11 protein-coding genes and 3 tRNA genes are annotated in these 17,086 nt (G+C 70.7%); 8 read left to right on the forward strand and 6 right to left on the reverse strand.

Translation table 11 applies throughout. From position 1 onward, the window contains the following. The first annotated feature begins 295 nt into the window (after positions 1-295). The 4 genes from WME85_RS22060 (at position 296) to WME85_RS22075 (ending at position 5,136) form a co-directional block, all read left to right on the forward strand. Positions 296-1,657 carry a TIGR03013 family XrtA/PEP-CTERM system glycosyltransferase gene (locus tag WME85_RS22060; protein ID WP_437840704.1) on the forward strand — a complete coding sequence of 454 codons (1,362 nt, stop codon included), beginning with the start codon at positions 296-298 and terminating at the stop codon, positions 1,655-1,657. A 335-nt stretch (positions 1,658-1,992) separates the two neighbouring features. After that, positions 1,993-2,733, forward strand: coding sequence for an RNA polymerase sigma factor (locus WME85_RS22065; RefSeq protein ID WP_437840706.1), 741 nt, complete (start codon positions 1,993-1,995; stop codon positions 2,731-2,733). Then, positions 2,730-3,338, forward strand: coding sequence for a hypothetical protein (locus tag WME85_RS22070; protein ID WP_437840708.1), 609 nt, complete (start codon positions 2,730-2,732; stop codon positions 3,336-3,338). The genes WME85_RS22065 and WME85_RS22070 overlap by 4 nt, the downstream gene beginning before the upstream one ends. 271 nt (positions 3,339-3,609) lie before the next feature. Further along, positions 3,610-5,136, forward strand: a complete 1,527-nt coding sequence (locus WME85_RS22075; protein ID WP_437840710.1) for a hypothetical protein — start codon at positions 3,610-3,612, stop codon at positions 5,134-5,136. Between the two features lie 18 nt (positions 5,137-5,154). Here the strand turns inward: WME85_RS22075 and WME85_RS22080 are convergent, their stop codons facing one another. Further along, complete coding sequence (locus tag WME85_RS22080) at positions 5,155-5,856, reverse strand: PA14 domain-containing protein (protein WP_437840712.1); 702 nt, start codon at positions 5,854-5,856, stop codon at positions 5,155-5,157. A 256-nt stretch (positions 5,857-6,112) separates the two neighbouring features. Between WME85_RS22080 and WME85_RS22085 the strand changes: the two genes are divergently transcribed. After that, the gene (locus WME85_RS22085; protein WP_437840713.1) at positions 6,113-10,528 is read left to right on the forward strand and encodes a PAS domain S-box protein; all 4,416 of its coding nucleotides are present in this window, start codon (positions 6,113-6,115) and stop codon (positions 10,526-10,528) included. Positions 10,529-10,544: 16 nt separating this feature from the next. Here the strand turns inward: WME85_RS22085 and WME85_RS22090 are convergent, their stop codons facing one another. The 4 genes from WME85_RS22090 to WME85_RS22105 all read right to left on the reverse strand — a co-directional run bounded on the left by WME85_RS22090 (position 10,545) and on the right by WME85_RS22105 (position 11,790). Then, the gene (locus tag WME85_RS22090; RefSeq protein ID WP_437840714.1) at positions 10,545-11,240 is read right to left on the reverse strand and encodes a Uma2 family endonuclease; all 696 of its coding nucleotides are present in this window, start codon (positions 11,238-11,240) and stop codon (positions 10,545-10,547) included. 193 nt (positions 11,241-11,433) lie between these two features. Continuing rightward, positions 11,434-11,510, reverse strand: a tRNA-Asp gene (locus WME85_RS22095). An 89-nt stretch (positions 11,511-11,599) separates the two neighbouring features. Beyond that, positions 11,600-11,676: transfer RNA gene (locus WME85_RS22100), tRNA-Asp, on the reverse strand. Positions 11,677-11,718: 42 nt separating this feature from the next. Then, a tRNA-Val gene (locus WME85_RS22105) sits at positions 11,719-11,790 on the reverse strand. Between the two features lie 332 nt (positions 11,791-12,122). Between WME85_RS22105 and WME85_RS22110 the strand changes: the two genes are divergently transcribed. The 3 genes from WME85_RS22110 (at position 12,123) to WME85_RS22120 (ending at position 15,214) form a co-directional block, all read left to right on the forward strand. Further along, the gene (locus WME85_RS22110) at positions 12,123-13,106 is read left to right on the forward strand and encodes an ATP-grasp domain-containing protein (RefSeq protein ID WP_437840716.1); all 984 of its coding nucleotides are present in this window, start codon (positions 12,123-12,125) and stop codon (positions 13,104-13,106) included. After that, positions 13,103-14,230 carry a carboxylate-amine ligase gene (locus WME85_RS22115; protein ID WP_437311417.1) on the forward strand — a complete coding sequence of 376 codons (1,128 nt, stop codon included), beginning with the start codon at positions 13,103-13,105 and terminating at the stop codon, positions 14,228-14,230. Before WME85_RS22110 ends, WME85_RS22115 begins: the two co-directional genes overlap by 4 nt. Before the next feature lie 189 nt (positions 14,231-14,419). Continuing rightward, the gene (locus WME85_RS22120; RefSeq protein ID WP_437840718.1) at positions 14,420-15,214 is read left to right on the forward strand and encodes a hypothetical protein; all 795 of its coding nucleotides are present in this window, start codon (positions 14,420-14,422) and stop codon (positions 15,212-15,214) included. A gap of 237 nt (positions 15,215-15,451) precedes the next feature. Here the strand turns inward: WME85_RS22120 and WME85_RS22125 are convergent, their stop codons facing one another. Beyond that, positions 15,452-16,879, reverse strand: coding sequence for a serine/threonine protein kinase (locus WME85_RS22125; protein ID WP_437840722.1), 1,428 nt, complete (start codon positions 16,877-16,879; stop codon positions 15,452-15,454). Positions 16,880-17,086: the final 207 nt, after the last annotated feature.

Raw genomic sequence — 17,086 nt, forward strand, 5'->3', positions numbered from 1 at the left:
CTGAGCGCGCGGTGAGGAAGCGACGCAGGCAGTCCGTCGCCAGCGTCCTCGCGCCGCGACTCCCCACGACAGGCCTGCGCATCTCCAGCGCGACCGGCGGCGCTCCTGCCGATTTCGCCGCGGCCGGCGCTGAGCGCTGCAGTTCAGTCCGCCGACAGGAGCGCGAGATCCGCTGGCCGCCTCTGGCGTTCTGCCCCGGTCTGCCCTAGTGTGGGCTCAACTACAACCGTGTGTGCCCCGTCAGCGGCGATGCGCCGTGACGCGCGACCGCGTGGGGCCGCCGAGTGGAGGGACGATGCTGGAGCTGTTCCGGTCGCCACGCCGGGCGATGGTGTGGTTTGTCGAGGCCAGCCTGCTCTCGTTTCTGGTGTGCTGCGCGCCGGGCGTGCTCGTGGGCTGGGAGCACGCGCTCGACGGAGAGCGCTTCGGGCGGACGCTGAGCATCGCGCTGGTTGCGCTGACGTCGCTCTATTATCACGGCGTTTACGGGCCCGAGACGCTCGGGGCACGCGCGCTGTTCCTGACCATGTTCCGGGCGCTCGGCGTGGCGGCGGCGGTGCTGTGGCTCGCGTTCTGGCTCGTGCCGGACGCGGAGATGGGCGACCGGGTGCTCCTGATGTCGCTCGGCGCCGCGGCGCTCGTGCTCCCGGCGTGGCGCGCGGCGTGCAATCGGGTGCTCAGGAGCGAGAGCTTCTGCAAGCTCGCGATCGTGCTGGGCTCTGGCGAGCTCGCCCGCTCGTGCGCTGGGCTCATCAAGAAAGAGGGCGAGGTCCTCGGGCTGCGCCTCGCGGGCCGGCTCGTCCGGGACGAGGAGCCGGTCGACGAGCCCGAGGTCGCGGGGAGATATCGAGATCTCCGGCGCCTCGTCGAGCAGCGCGGCGTCGCGACGGTGATCGTGGCGACCTCCGATCGCCGCGCCGCAATCCCGCTCGAGGAGCTGCTCGATCTGAAGTTCCGCGGCGTCGAGATCGAGGAGGGGATGGATTTCTACGAGCGCGTGACCGGCAAGATCTTCGTGCGCGAGCTGAAGCCGAGCCAGATCATCTTCTCTCACGGGTTCAGCGTCCGGCGGCGGATGCTCGTCGCGAAGCGGATCTTCGACGTCGCGTGCGCGACCGCCGGGCTCCTCCTCGCGCTGCCGCTGATGGCGCTCACGGCGATCGCGGTGAAGCTCGACTCCAGGGGTCCGGCGCTCTACTCGCAGGTCCGGACAGGCGCCCTCGGCAAGCCGTTCAGGATCCACAAATTCCGGTCGATGAGGACCGACGCCGAGAAGAACGGGGCCGCGTGGGCCGTCGAGAACGATCCGCGCGTGACCCGGGTGGGACGCTTCATCCGGAAGACGCGGCTCGACGAGCTGCCGCAGCTGTGGAACGTGCTCGTCGGCGAGATGAGCATGGTGGGCCCGCGGCCCGAGCGCCCCGAGTTCATCGAGGCGCTGGAGCGGCAAATACCCTTTTTCCGGCAGCGGCTCTGCGTGAAGCCGGGAGTGACCGGGCACGCGCAGGTGCGCTGTCGCTACGGCGCTTCCGCCGAGGACGCGCTGGAGAAGCTCCAGTACGATCTCTACTACATGAAGAGCTTCTCGCTCTGGTTCGACATCTCCATCCTCATCGACACGGTGAAGGTCGTGCTCTGGCGCATCGGCGCGCGGTGAACGCCCGCCGCGCTCGTCGCCGCCCCCGCTCGCTCGCCATCCCGCCCGCGCCCGCCGCGCTCGCGCTCGTCGCCGCCCCCGCTCGCTCGCCATCCCGCCCGCGCCCGCTCGCCCGCGCCGGCGGCGCGCTCGCCAGGAGCCGGCCATGCCGACGGGGAGCGTCGCCGGACGAGGAGCGCGGGCGCAGTGGTAACCGGGAACCCGATCCGGTCTGGTTCCGTCATGGAAAACGTGTACGACCAGCGTACGCGGCAGAGATGTCTCGGCTGCGGCGGAGGACGTGTGTGACCAGAGTGGAGCGATCTCACCGCCGTTCGCTATGCGACCTCATCCCCGTGCCGCGCACCTGTCCCGATGCGCTCGGCGCAGGCCATGACGGCTTCGCCCCGGGGCGCTTCCACGAGCCCCCCAGGAAGCGCGACGCCGGGGCCGTCTGGACCGTCGGAGGCGCCGCCGAGGGCCCGGCGGTGCGCGCCGCCGAAGACCCGGCGGTGCGCGCCGCGGACCGGCCCAACCTCGCCGACAAGGAGGTCTTCGAGTCCACGGTAAGGCCCTACCTTCCGCAGATCTACCGCGTCTGCCTCGCGCTCTGCCGCGACGCCGACGAGGCGGAAGACCTCCTCCAGAACAGCCTCGTCAAGGCGTACATCCACGCTGAATCTTTCCAGGGAAGGAGTGATCCGTTCGCCTGGATCTGCGGCATCGTCCGGAACGAGCACCTGGAGACGGTCCGGACGCGGCTGCGCCGCTTCTCGCTGCTCGACGCGGTCCTGGACGGGTGCGCGTCGGTGCTGGGGACGCTCTTCACCGGCGGCTCGGAGGAGCCGAGCCCGGAAGAGCGGGCGATCCACAGCGAGCAGTGGGACACGCTGCTCGTCTGCATGCGCTCGCTGCCGGAGGACCATCGGATGGTCGTGCTCCTCTGCGACGTCGAGGAGTTCAGTTACGAGCGGGTGTCGGAGATCCTGGAAATCCCGATCGGAACCGTGAAGAGCAGGCATGCGCGCGGCCGCGCGCGGCTCAAGGCAGCCTTCTTGGAGTCCGAGCGGGGGACGACCGCGAAGGAGGAGCGATGAACGAACGAGATCCCGAACTCCCGGAGTTCCCGCAGGAGCTCCAGCGCGCCATCCGGGCGGCCCGGCGCGTGGAGCCGAGCCCCGCGCTCGAGCGGCGCGTCTTCGGCGCGCTCGAGGTCGTGGAGAAGACGGGCAGCGCGGCGAGGCGGCGCGCCTCGCGCCGGCTGTCCATCCCGCTCGCGCTCGCGGTCGCCGGCGGCATGGCGGCCGCCGCCTCGCTCTCGGTCTGCCTCCTCGACCGGAGCGAGCCGGTCGAGCTCGCGGCGCGTGAGGCGCGGGATCTCGCGGTCCGGCTGCCGGACACGGGACACGTCGTGGTGGACCTGCCCGTCGACACGGCCAGGCACGACGGCGAGCGGATACAGGTGCTGTTCCAGGCGCCCGCGTCGGTGGCGCTGCACATGGAGGACGACGTGCCCGACGACTACGAGCGGGAATGCGAGGGCCACCAATGTGTGCACCGCTGGGAGACGGGCCCGCGCCCGGAGGACGCCCGCCCGCCGCGCGTCCGGATCAGCGAGCCGGGCAGGTACGAGTTCAGCGTGATCCACGCCTCCACCGACCAGCGCTACCACGAGCGATTCGTCGTCCTCGCCACCCGGTAGCGCAGCCGCGCTCTCCTCGATTCATCGCACTTCCCGCCTTCCTCAGAACGCCTGCGTCGGGCCGCCTCGCTCCGCGGACGGCGCCGCGCGCTCCGCGGACGCGGGGAACGTCTATGGCGCGAGCGCGGCCGGCGCGGGACGCAGCGAGCCCGCCGCGCGCGTGCAATGGCTGCGCTCTTTGCTGCCGAGCCCAGTGGCGCGGCGTCTGCAGAGAGCGCCCCGGGGATCGACGGGCGTCGGTCTCCCGGGGGGATCAGCGATGAAGACGCGGATGAAGGCGGGCATCGTGAGCTCGGTGTTTCTGGTCCTGGGCTGCGCGGAGCTGGACCAGGCGCCGAAGGAGAGCGTCGCTGTCGCGGAGAGCAGCGTGAACGGCTCGACATTCCGGTTCATCGAAGGCGGGTCCGTGCCCTACGTGCTCGGGTTCTCGCCGGAGACCGGCCAGATCCTCGGCGGCAGCCACCAGCTCCTCATCCCCTCGAGCCTCGGCCGCGAGGCGATCGACGGCGCCAACTCGCCCTCGTACCTGCACCCCGATCTCCGGGGCTCGCTGCTCCAGCTCAACCGGACGATCCTGCAAGGCGAGGCGCAGACGAGCGCGTTCGCCTCGAACTGGTGGCCGCAGCGACAGAACGGCATCGCCGATCGCTGGAACTCGACCAACAAGAACTACTCCGATCGGACCTCCGACCCGGACAACCTCTCTCCCGTCGAGAAATACGATCTCCTCGTCCATCCGGGGCAGCTCGAGTCGCTCGGGAGCATCGCGACGTGGAGCACGGACGACCTCCGGAGGCCCCCGTACCTGCGCAACCCGCCGTACATCCAGCCCGCGGTCGTCGTGGCCGGCCCGGCGACGCGCTGGGAGCTACAGCACCACGGGCTGTACCAGGGGGTCTACCCGGAGTACTGGTGGGGGCACTGCAACGGGTGGTCGGCCTACGTCGCGGCCGAGGGCGCCGGGCCGCGCCGCGACGTCCGCGTGAAGCTCGCCGGGGACAACGTGGCCGAGTGCGCCGCGGGGGAGGCCGGCTGCGTGCTCTTTCGCATGGCGGACATCGAGGCGCTCATGAGCGAGCTCTACTTCAGCGACTCGGTGACCTTCTCGGGGCGCCGCTGCGAGACGCGGGCGGACCGGACGATGCGCGACGTCTATGGCAGGCCCATCGACCCGGCCTGCCGCGACCTCAACCCCGCCACGATGCACATCGCCATGACCGGGCTGCTCGGGGTCGGCGCGAAGCCGCTCAACGACTCCTCGACCGAGCGGCAGCGGCTCATGTTCGTCGTCGACCACACCTGGGATGTGGAGGTGTGGAGCTTCCCCGTGAAGCAGTTCTCGATCGACGTGATCGAGGAGGTGAACTCGATGGAGGCCGCGCAGCTCCTGTGCGGGGGCGCGTACCAGGGCGCCGACTGCTACAATTACAGGTTCAACCCGAACGCGAGGCGGTTCGCCCGCGTCGCGGCGCGCTTCTGGATGATCTCCGACTCGGTCACCGGCGACACGCTCCTCCTCCCGCCCGATCAGCGCAACGTCGCGCTCTCCGTGTCGGAGCTGCATTACCTGCTCGAGCTCGACGACAACCTCACGATCCTCGGCGGCGAGTGGATCAAGAACCCCTCGATCATCAACGGGGTCAACGGCAAGGAGCTCCACCCGGATTACGTCTGGATGCCGGTCAAGGCCCAGGGCGCGGGCGAGGACGAAGACGATCTCGGGGGCGCCGAGGACAACCCCCATATCTCGTACGCGAAGGTCAAGGCGCTGCTCAAGCTCTCGCGGCGCGGCGGCTGAGGCGGCGCGGCGCCGCGCTCACAGCACCCGGGAGACGTCGAGGATCTGCCGCGCGCCCTGCGGGGGCGTCACGAACAGCTGAAGCGCGATCTCGAAGCGCGGCCCCTGGAAGTAGCCGACCCGGATCCGGTGCCTCCCTGGCTGGAGCATCACGGAGCCCTGCACGCTCGCTGGCTCGTGCCGGCCATCGTTCGCGATCACCAGCTGATCGTCGATGAAGAGCCTGGAGCCGTCGTCGGAGAGCAGCTCGAACTGGTGCGCCCCGGCGCGCGCGGTCACGAACTCTCCCTCATACGAGATCTGAAACCACTCGAAGCGGCCGCCGGGCACGCCCGGAAAGCCGCTCTGCCAGGAGCGCGGCGCGATGTCGAGCCGCGACGTATAGAGGACAGCGACCGGGCTCAGAGAGGCGGTGTTCAGGAGGTGCGACGTGCCGCTCGGCACGAAGTACACGAGGCCGCGCAGCGCGTTCACCCCCGCGGTCTGCGGCCCGCCGAAGTCCGTCGCCTGCCCGACCACGACGACCCCCGGCGGGGCGGCAGGCACCGTGTCGATCGTGATCACCGCGCCGCTGACGAGCACCGGCTCGGCCCGCTGCTCCCGCGTCACGGCGCAGCGCCCCACCAGCACCACGGCTCCGACCGTGACCACGACAAGGCACGCCGCCATGACCTTCACGGCCACCGGCGTCGCCTTCCAGAAGATAAGAAATCTACTCATTCTGTGCTCGCTGTTTCCGCGGCCGGCTCGACCGCTCGGCGGCTATGCACGCGGAGATCTCGTGAATTGTCAAGGGGAAGCGTCGCATCCGCGCTCCCGGCAAGGGTAGGACGAGCAAGGGCCACAGGGGCGCATCCGCGCGGCGGCAGCGCATGAGATCGCGGTCGGGTAGTTCCTTAAGACGTTCCCGGACGCGCTTCGCGCCGACGTTCGCTGGCTGCTGTCCCAGACGTGTACTAAGCGTCAACACGCTTTGATGCGAAGTGACGGTGAGAGCCGCGATGAGGCGACGGGCGACGCGTCGCCCCAGCGGGTGCGCGTGGTCGAGAGCCTCATCGTCGCGTTCGGCGCGTCGTCCGGCGGCCTGGAGGCCTTCAGGGCCTTCCTGTCGGCGATGCCGCCCGACAGCGGCTTCGCCTTCGTGCTCGTGCACCTCGATCCACACTACGCGAGCGTGATGCCGCAGCTGCTCGGCGCCCACACGGCCATGCGCGTTCAGGAGGCCGTGGACGGGCTCCCGATCGAGGCCGACCGCGTCTACGTCGCCCCGTCGAACGTCGCGATGACGATCCAGGACGGCGTCTTCCGCGTGAGCAAGCCCGCGGAGCCGCGGGTGCACCGCACGGCGATCGACGCGCTGTTCCGCTCGCTCGCCGAGCACGCCAAGCAGCGCGCCGTGGCGGTGGTGCTCTCCGGGTCGGGGCACGACGGCGCGATCGGGCTCAAGGCCGTCAGGGAGCACGGCGGGCTCACGATCGCGCAGCACCCGGCGACGGCGCACCACCCGGAGATGCCGCAGCACGCGATCGCGACGGGGCTCGTGAACTTCGTGCTCGCCCTCCGCGACATGCCGGCCGCGCTGCTCGAGCACGCGCGGCGCCTGCTCCTGGAGGGGGATCGCTCGCGGCTCGTCGAGGAGGAGATCGCCGAGCGCCTGCCGGAGATCTGCGCCCTGCTCCTCGAGCGCACCGGGCACGACTTCCGCCAGTACAAGCGCACCACGCTGCTCCGGCGGGTGCAGCACCGGGCGCGCGTGCTGCGGGCGACGTCCATCGCGGACTACATGGCGCTGCTCCGGCGGGAGGCGGACGAGCCCACGCAGCTCGTCCGCGACCTCCTCATCGGGGTGACCGAGTTCTTCCGCGACCCGGACACCTTCGAGGCGGTCCGCGAGGAGCTCCTGCCGGCGCTCCTCGCGGACCGCGGGGCGGACAGCCAGGTCCGCATCTGGGTGCCAGGCTGCGCCACCGGGGAAGAGGTCTACACGATCGCCATGCTCCTCATGGAGCACATCGAGCCGATGCCCGCGCCCCCGCGCGTCCAGATCTTCGGCACCGACGTGGACGAGCAGGCCATCGAGGTCGCCCGGCAAGGCCGCTACACCAGGGAGGCGACGCAGCGCATCTCGTCCGAGCGGCTCGCGCGCTTCTTCGTCGCCGAGGAGGGCGGGACCAGCTCGGTGACCAAGGCGATCCGCGATCTCTGCGTCTTCTCCCGGCACGACCTCATCAAGGACCCGCCGTTCTCGCGGCTCGACCTGATCTCGTGCCGCAACGTGCTCATCTACCTCGAGAGCGAGCTCCAGAAGCGCGTGCTCGGGGTCTTCCACTACGCGCTCGCGGAGAACCGCTACCTCGTGCTCGGCCCCTCGGAGAGCGTGTCGCAGCGGAGCGATTTCTTCCGCGTGATGGACGGCAAGCGGCGGATCTTCCAGAAGAAGCGCGTCGTCGGGCACGCGCTGCCGCGGCTCCCGCTCGGCGAGCCGACGGGCTCGGACCGGCGCGCGAGGGAGCTGCACCGCGGCGCCGGCTCGCCCGAGCACAGCATCGAGCGCGCCATCGAGCGGCGCCTGCTCGAGCGCTACGGGCCGCCGTGCGTCGTCGTGAACGAGCAGGGCGACATCGTGTACCTGTCCGGCGAGACGGGGAAGTACCTCTCGCCGTCGACGGGCGCGCTCGACGTCAACGTCTCGAACATGGTGCTGCGGGCGCTGCGCCCCGAGGTGAGGTCGGCCGTGCACCGCGCGGTCAGGATGCGCGAGCAGGTGGTCCACGAGAACATCGCGGTCGATACCGTCGCGGGGACGCAGCGCCTCAACCTGGTCGTGCGGCCCCTCGGCGATCTCGACGACGACCTCGGCCTCTTCGTCGTCCTGTTCGACGAGCTGCGGCCGGCCGCGCGGGGCGAGGCGCCGCCGCTCGGGCCGCGGCGGGAGAGCGCGTCGCTCCTCGAGCAGCTCGAGCACGAGCTCAAGGCGACGCGGGAGCACCTCCAGACGACGATCGAGGAGCTGGAGACCTCGAACGAGGAGCTCAAGAGCTCGAACGAGGAGCTCCTCAGCATGAACGAGGAGCTCCAGAGCCTGAACCAGGAGTTCGAGACGCTGAACAGCGAGCTCAAGGCGAAGATCGAGGCGCTCGACGCGGCGAACAACGACCTCCAGAACCTCCTGCTCAGCACCCGGATCCCGACGGTGTTCCTCGACGAGGAGCTCAGGATCCGGCGGTTCACGCCCGCCGCGACGGAGGTGTTCCGGCTGATCGAGAGCGACGTCGGCAGGCCCATCCTCGACATCGCGGCGCGCTTCGACGCCTCGTCGCTCGTGGCCGACGCCCGCGACGTCCTGCGGACGCTCGCCCCGCGGGAGCGGGAGGTGCAGCTGGACGACGGCAAGTGCTGCTACATGATGCGGCTCCTCCCGTACCGCACGCTGACGAACGTCATCTCGGGCGTGGTGATCACGCTCGTGGACGTGACGAGCGTGAAGGAGGCCGAGGTGCAGCGCGGCCGGCTGGCGGCGATCGTCGAGTCGGCCGAGCAGGCGATCATCGGCGCGACGGTGAGCGGGTCGATCACGAGCTGGAACGCCGCCGCGGAGCGGATGTTCGGCTACAGCGAGGGCGAGGCGGCCGACCGCCCCATCCACCTCATCGTCCCGCCCGAGCACGCCGACGAGCTGCGCGCCGTGCTCGATCGGGTGATCGGCGGCGAGCGCCTCGAGCCCATGGAGACGGTGGGCGCCGCGCGCGGCGGCGGTCGCGTCGACGTGTCGATCAACCTCGCGCCCATCCGCAACGCCGGCGGCAAGATCATCGGGGCTTCCGCGATGATCGAGGACATCACCCGGCGCAAGCGCGCGGAGGACGCGCTCCGGGCGAGCGAGGAGGAGTTCCGCACGATCTTCGAGAGCGCCGTGGTGGGCAAGGCCCAGTGCGAGCCCGAGGCGGGCCGCTTCGTGCGGGTGAACAGGAAGCTCGCCGGCATGCTGGGCTACGACGTGCCCGAGCTCCTCGGGAAGACGTTCCACGAGGTCATGGCCCCGGAGGACCTGAGCAGCGCCGCCGAGCTGTACGACCGGCTGCTGCGCGGCGAGATCGGCGACTTCGCGCTCGAGAATCGCTACGCGACGAGGGACGGGAAGCGCCTCTGGGCGAGCACCACGGTGACGGCGATGCGGGACGGGGGCGGCCGCATCGTCCGCACGATGGCGGTGGTGCAGGACATCACGCGCCGCAAGCAGGCGGAGTCGGATCTCATCATGGCGCGCGAGGCCGCGGAGCACGCGAACCGCACGAAGGATCAGTTCCTCGCCGTCCTCTCGCACGAGCTCAGGACGCCGCTCACGCCGGTCGTCACCGCCGCGTCGCGGCTGCTGCGCCGCGACGATCTGGCCGATGAGGTCCGCCGGGGGGTCGAGATGATCCAGCGCAACGCCGAGCTCGAGGCGCGCCTCATCGACGACCTCCTCGACCTGACGCGCGTGGTCCGCGGAAAGCTCGAGCTCATCACGCAGACGGTCACGGTGCGCACGGTGCTCGAGCACGCCATGGAGATCTGCGCCGACGAGATCGACGCGAAGAGCATCCGCCTGACGCTCGACGTCGCGCCGGGAGAGCACTGGGTCTCGGCCGACGTCGCCCGGCTGGAGCAGGTGGTCTGGAACCTGCTCAAGAACGCGGTGAAGTTCAGCTATCCAGGGTCGCAGATCGCGCTGCGCTGCTACCAGCAGGGCGGGCAGGTCGTCATCGAGGTAGGGGACGAGGGCGTCGGCATCGAGCCCGAGGTCCTGCCGCGGATCTTCGACGCCTTCGAGCAGGGCAACGCGAGCACGACGCGGCACGTCGGCGGGCTCGGCCTCGGGCTCGCGATCTCGCGGGCGATCGTGCAGCTCCACGGCGGCACGATCACGGCGTCGAGCGAGGGGCGAGGGGCGGGCGCGACCTTCCGCGTCTCCCTTCCCGCCACGAAGCCGCCGTTGGCCGCGACGCCGGCGCAGGCGAGGGCCGCCGCGGCGGGCGCGCCGAAGCGCGCGCTGCGCATCCTGCTCGTGGAGGACCACGAGGACACGGCGGAGATGATGAGCGAGCTGCTCACGCTGACCGGCCACACCGTGCGCATCGCCCGGAGCGTCCGGGCCGCGCTCGACCTGGCAGGGGCGGAGGCGTTCGATCTGCTCGTGAGCGATCTCGGGCTGCCCGACGGCAGCGGCACGGACCTGCTCGAGTCGCTCCGGTCCGCCGGCAACGCGGTCAAGGCGATCGCGCTGAGCGGCTACGGCATGGAGGAGGACCGCCGCAAGACGACGCGCGTCGGCTTCATGGAGCACCTCATCAAGCCGGTGAGCTTCCGCGACCTGGAGGCGGCGATCCAGCGCGTGATGACGGCGCGGTGAGGGCCTCGGAGGCCCGCTACGTCCGCGTGCGGCCTTTCCGTGGGCCCTTGCTCGCGGCGCGCGGGGGCTTGCGCGGGGGCGGCGCCGGCTCGTTGGCGGCGGCGGCCGGGGCGCCCTCCTGCGGCGCTTCTTCTGCCTCGTCCCAGAGCGCGGACAGCTCGAGCTCGATGGCGTCGAAGGGCTCGGCCCGGACGCGGGCGCTCCCGTGGTGGACGCCGACGACCATCCATCGCCCCGCCTCGAGCGCGAACACCTCGAGCGTCCGCGCGAGGGGGTCGAGCAGCCACAGGTGCCGGACGCCGTGGCGCGCGTACGCGGGCATCTTCTCCGCGCGATCGGTGATCAAGGTGCTCGGGCTCAGGACCTCGCACACCCAGTCCGGCGCGAGCGTGAACTTCGTGGTCTTCGGGAGCCGCGGCATGCGCTCGATCCGCCAGCCGGCGAGATCGGGGACCATGTCGTCCTCGTCGCCTTGAGGGCCGAGGAGGAGCTCCGGCTCGTCGAGAATGCGCCACCCACCTGGCCCGCCGCGGCCGCGCTGGAAGGGGCCGACGATCTCTCCGGTCAGCGCTGTCGACGCGTGCGCGTGCGGCGGCGCGGGGCGAGGAAGGACGTACAGCGTCCCGCGAATGAGCTCACCGACCATGTTGGGCGGGACGTCCTCGAGGTCGGCGAGCGTGGCGCGCTGGCGCTTCTCGGCGGGGAAGCCCATGGGCGCAGCGTGCGCTGACGTCCCGCGGGAAGCAAGCAGGCCGGTCAAGACGACCCGCGGCCCACGCACGCGCGAAGCCCAGCAACGAGTCGGCGTCTCACAGATCCGACTTCCTCAACGCGACCGCGCCTGCGACGCAGCCCTGCAGAGGGAGGCTCCGGTGAACAGCGACTCGGAGACAGGGAAGGAAAGTTGGCGGGGTGGACGGGACTCGAACCCGCGGCCTCCGGCGTGACAGGCCGGCGTTATAACCAACTTAACTACCACCCCAGTCCGACTTCCTCACAGGACCGCATCGTCGATGCTGCCCTGCAGAGGAGGCTCAGAGGAAAGGCGACTCGGAGACAGGGAAGGAAAGTTGGCGGGGTGGACGGGACTCGAACCCGCGGCCTCCGGCGTGACAGGCCGGCGTTATAACCAACTTAACTACCACCCCAAACTCACATCCAGACAGTTTACCCAGGCCCTGACCCAGGAGTGGGCGGGACAGGGGTCGAACCTGCGACCATCGGCTTGTAAGGCCGACGCTCTGCCGCTGAGCTACCCGCCCCGTCGGAGAGGTGCGCGACTGTACTCGCCGAACGGCGTCCGTCAACATCTATTTTCACGAGAGCTCCGTCCCAGCTCGATCTGGCCGGATTTTCACACGATTCCGTGCGCGCGCCAGCCCTGGGGAGCCTATGTCGGCGCTGCCGCGAGCGCTCGCTGTGCGTAGTCACGACGGATCAACATGGACCGGGCCGATCGCTCGTATGCGCCACCCGACCGCCCGCGGAGCCAGCTCATCGCTACACTTCTGGCGTAAAATTCCCGGGTGTCCGCGCTACGCTATGCGTCAGCGGCAGTGGCCGCGAACACGCGTGGTGGGAGGAGACAGCAAGTATGGCGGACAAGATCGGCCTCCTCGTGGGCTGGGAGCAGTCGTTCCCGCAGGCCTTTCTCGAGAGGTGCAACAAGGTGCCTGGCGTCCGGGCGGAGATCGCGAAGCTCGGCGGGACGCCCGAGCGCTTCGAGAGCCCGTATCGGGTGCTCATCGACCGGATCAGCCAGGAGGTGAAGCACTACCGCTTCCACCTGAAGGCCGCCGCGCTCGGCGGGGCGTTCGTGATCAACGACCCGTTCTGGTGGAGCGCGGACGACAAGTTCTTCGGGTACTCGCTCGCGTCGCAGATCGGCATCGCGACGCCGCGCACCGTCATGCTGCCCCAGCACGACTACATCCCGGCGATCGTCAAGGAGCGCAGCCTCCGCAACCTCGAGTACCCGCTCAACTGGGAGGCGATCATCGACTACGTGCGCTTCCCGGCGATCCTCAAGCCCGCGGACGGCGGCGGCTGGAAGGACGTGTCGGTGGTGCGGAGCCAGGAGGAGCTGCTCGCCGCCTACAACGCCTCGGGGCAGAACGTCATGACCCTGCAGGAGTTCATCGACTTCGACGACTACGTACGATGCATCTGCATCGGCAAGGACCGCATCCTCCCGATCCAGTACGACCCGAAGGCGATCGGCCCCACCGGCCTCCGCGGCTGCTACGTGCAGCACGACGACGAGCGGTGGCTCCCGAAGGCGCTGCACGACCGCGTCATCGAGGACGCGATCAAGATCAACAGGGCGCTCGGCTACGACATGAACTCGGTCGAGTTCGCGATCCGGGACGGCGTCCCGTACGCGATCGACTTCACGAACCCGGCGCCCGACATGCACGTCGAGCACCTGCGGGAGCGCTACTTCAACATCGCCGTCGACTGGATGGTCGCGTTCGCCGTGGAGTGCGCGCGCGGCGAGCGGCGGACGCGCGACAGCTACGCGTGGTCGAGGCTCGTCCGCCCCTCCGTGGAGAAGGTGCGGCTCGGGGCCTCCTCATGAGCGCCGTCGAGGGGCTCCTCGACGGCCAGTTCACGCTCGGCATCGAGGAGGAGTTCCAGATCGTCGACGCGGAGACGCGCGAGCTCCGGTCGTACGTGAGCCAGCTGCTCGAGGGGGGCCAGGGCCACAAGCTCCTGCGCGAGCGGGTCCGCCCGGAGATGCACCAGTCGGTCGTCGAGACGGGCACCGGCATCTGCCGGGACATCCGGCAGGCGCGGGAGGAGCTCGCCGAGCTGCGCAGCAGCCTGCGGGCGCTCGCGCAGCAAGGGGGGATGCGCATCGTCGCGGCGGGGACGCACCCGTTCAGCGACTGGAAGAAGCAGGAGATCACCGACGGCGAGCGCTACCGGGGCATCGTCGAGGACCTCCAGGACGTCGCCCGCGCCAACCTCATCTTCGGGCTGCACGTGCACGTCGGCGTCAAGGACCGCGAGGTCGCGATGGCCCTCGCGAACCAGGTCCGCTACTTCCTGCCGCACATCCTCGCGCTCTCGACGAGCTCGCCGTTCTGGCTCGGCCGCTCCTCGGGCCTGAAGAGCACGCGCAGCGAGATCTTCAAGCGCTTCCCGCGCACCGGGATCCCGGGGCTGTTCGAGTCCTACGGCCACTTCCAGCGGTTCGTCGACCTCCTCGTGAAGACGGGCTGCATCGACAACGCGAAGAAGATCTGGTGGGACGTCCGCCCCCACCCGTTCTTCGACACGGTCGAGATCCGGATCTGCGACATGACGACGCGCCTCGACGACACGGTGGCGCTGGCGGCGCTCATCCAGGCCGTGATGGGCAAGCTCTACCTGCTCTACCGGCGCAACCTCGGGTTCCGCGAGTACCGGCAGGAGCTCATCGAGGAGAACAAGTGGCGCGCCGTGCGCTACGGCATCGACGGGCAGCTCATCGACTTCGGCAAGCAGGAGCAGGTCCCCGTCCGCCTCCTCGTCGGCGAGCTGCTCGAGTTCGTGCAGGAGTCGGCGGAGATCTTCGGGTCGCAGCGCGAGCTCGAGCGGATCCGGGCGATCCTCGACGAGGGGACGAGCGCGGATCGCCAGCTCGCCGTCCACGCCCGGACGAAGAGCTTCGAGGCCGTCGTCGACGACCTGATCGAGCAGTCCAGCCTGGGGCTCTAGCGCCCCGGTCGACCCGAGGAGAGGGCGCGCGCCGGGGCGAGGGCGCCGGCGCCGCCCGGCGCGCGGGGCAGGGGCCTCGCCGCGGCGCGGAGCCGCCGCAGCCCGGCGCGGCCTGGTCGGGGGCGCGGCCCGAGCGCGGCCCTGGTGCGAGAATTTCTGCTCGCGCGCCGGCTCTGCTACCGTGCGGCCGTGGGAATCGCTCCGCTCCGCTGCGTCGCAGCCCTCTCGGTGAGCTGCCTGCTCCCGCTCTCCGCCACCGCGGGCTGCGCGTCGACCGAGTACGTCAACGAAGGTCCGGGGCAGCCGACGCCGCGGGCCTCCGGATCGCTGCCGCCCGGCTCGGTGGGCGTCTGCAAGCAGCCGTTCACCAAGCGGCCGCCCATCGTGAGCGAGGAGCTCTGGGCGCACACGAAGCCGTGCACGCCGCGCACGCCGCCCTCGTACATCCGGCTCGGCTACGCCAAGGACGGCGCGGCCGGCGCCGATCCGGAGGCGGAGCAGCTGGTCGAGCGGGTGCTCGCGGCGCTCGCCGAGGGGAGGAAGCCCGAGGACGGCAACAACCAGGTCATGAGCGCGATCCGCGCCGTGCGGTCCTACGCGGCGAGGAAGGACGAGCTGCGCGCCCGGATCGTGCGGGAGTCGGCGTCCGATCAGACGTGCGACGTGACCTACCTGCTCAACACGATGTCCGCGGCGCGGAGCAAGCTGTCCGGGGGCGACGCCTGCACCGCGGAGGTGTTCGACCAGGAGACGCGCGCCGACGCGTGCCTGTTCGACGCGAAGCGGCCCGAGGGGCTGTGGCTCTCGAGCGGCTGGTCCTGCATGACGTTCACCGGCGCGCTCGGGAACGAGGCGTCCTGCCACCAGCTCTGCGGCTACGACGACTACTGCGCGCGGCAGGTGTACTGCGCGGCCGGCGACGTCAACCTCCTGCTCTGCACGCTCGGCGTCTGCCTCCCGGAGCCGTCCTCCGGCGTCAAATGACGACGGCCGCGGGGCCGTCGGCGGCGCGGCGCTGATCGCGCGGGGCGCTGCCGGCGGGGCGGGGGAGGCGGGGCGGACGCCAGGGAGCGGGGCGGCGACCCGAGGGGGCGGCCGCGAAGCGGACGCCGGGGTTCGGGGCGAAGCCCCGAGAAAACAAAACTAGGCCCGCCCGCGCGAAGCCGCCGCGAAGCGGCGCAGAAGTCCGGCCATCCCTGGCCGGACTTCTGGCGGGCGGGACTAGTCGGCGAGGAGGGCGCTCAGCCGATCCAGCACGCCGCGGAGCGCCTCGCGCGCGCCGCGCATGTGGTGGCGCCCGTCGCGCACGAGCTCCTGCACCGCGCCGGGCACGGGCAGGATGCCCGCGCGGGCCGCGAGCGCCGCGCCCGAGAAGAGCAGCAGGACCACGAGCAGGGACAGGAAGATGCGGCGGCGCCACCGCCGCCGGGGGCGCGGCGCCGGGGTGACCAGCGCCGGCGCCGCGGACGCGACCGGCAGCGCGAGGCTGGCGGCCGCCCCCTGCACGGACGATTTCGGGGGCCCGTCGTCGAGGGAGACGGGGAGGATGCCGGCGAAGGTGGCGGGGAGCGGCGTGCTCCCGGGGGACGCCTGCTTGCCGCGCCGCTCGCCCCGCACCGAGGACGCGGTGCGGGCCTCGCTCCGCGACGACGTGCGGCCGTCCGCGTGCTGGATCGCCGTCGCGAGCTTCTTCCGGCGCTCCGCCACGATGTCCCCGAGCGTCTCGCGGACGAAGCGGCCGACGTCGCCGTCATTGACCGGCGTGCCGAGCGAGATCGCGATCTGGTCGAGCGTGCGCTGGAACGAGGCGCAGTCGTTCCAGCGGTCCGCCGGGTCCTTGGCCAGCGCGCGCTCGATCGCCACCGCGAGGTCGAACGGGACGTCCGGCACGAGCTCGCGGAGGGGGACCGGAGCGAACCGCAGGATGTTCTCCATGGTCTTGGCGTCCGTCCGGCCGCGGAACGGGTGATACCCGCTGAGCGTCGTGTAGAGGAGGACGCCGAGCGAGAAGATGTCGGAGCGCCGGTCGACCTTGCCCGACGTGAGCTGCTCGGGCGAGAGGTACGGGATCTTGCCCTTGAGCTGGCCGGCGACGCGCGTCTCGTGCAGCCGGCCCGTGGCCTTGGCGACGCCGAAGTCGACGATCTTCACGATGCCGTCGAACGACACCATCACGTTCTGCGGCGAGATGTCGCGGTGCACGAGGTCGACGAGCTTCCCGTCGTCGTCGCGGAGCTCGTGCGCGGCGTGCAGGCCGGCGCAGATGGCGGAGGCGATGCGCAGGAGGATCGGCAGCGGGATGCCGCCGGCCGATTTCACCTGCTTGTTCAGCGTGGAGATGGTGTCGCCGTCGACCCACTCCATCACGATGTAGAGCACGCCGTTCTCGTCGCCGAGCTCGACGATCTCGACCGCATGGGGGTGCCGGATGCGGGAGGCGAGGCGGGCCTCGTCGAGGAACATCGCCTCGAACGCCGGATCGTTGCCGAACTCCGGCAGCATCGTCTTGATGGCGACGATCTTCTGGAAGCCGCGGGACCCCACGAGGCGCGCCGCCCAGACGGCCGCCATCCCTCCGCGAGCGACCGGCATGAGGATCTCGTAGCGGCCCAGCGTGTCTCCAGGCTTGAGGTCCGACAAGATCTGCACGCGGTGGTCCTGGATGGGGAGGCGGAGTTAGGAGGGGTGGGGCTCGAGTGCCGCCGTTACGTTCGTGGAGGCACGTTGCCTCGACATCTGCCGGAGCGACGCATCGCCGTCGCGCTCGCACGTCACGAAGGAGGTCCCGCGAAGCTAGGGTGCCACGAAGCGGACACGGACCTCAAGTTCGCGGGCGCAGGCGCCGAGGGGAATGAT

Origin of the sequence: Sorangium sp. So ce1153, from assembly GCF_051521595.1 — a bacterium.
Taxonomy (GTDB): domain Bacteria; phylum Myxococcota_A; class Polyangia; order Polyangiales; family Polyangiaceae; genus Sorangium.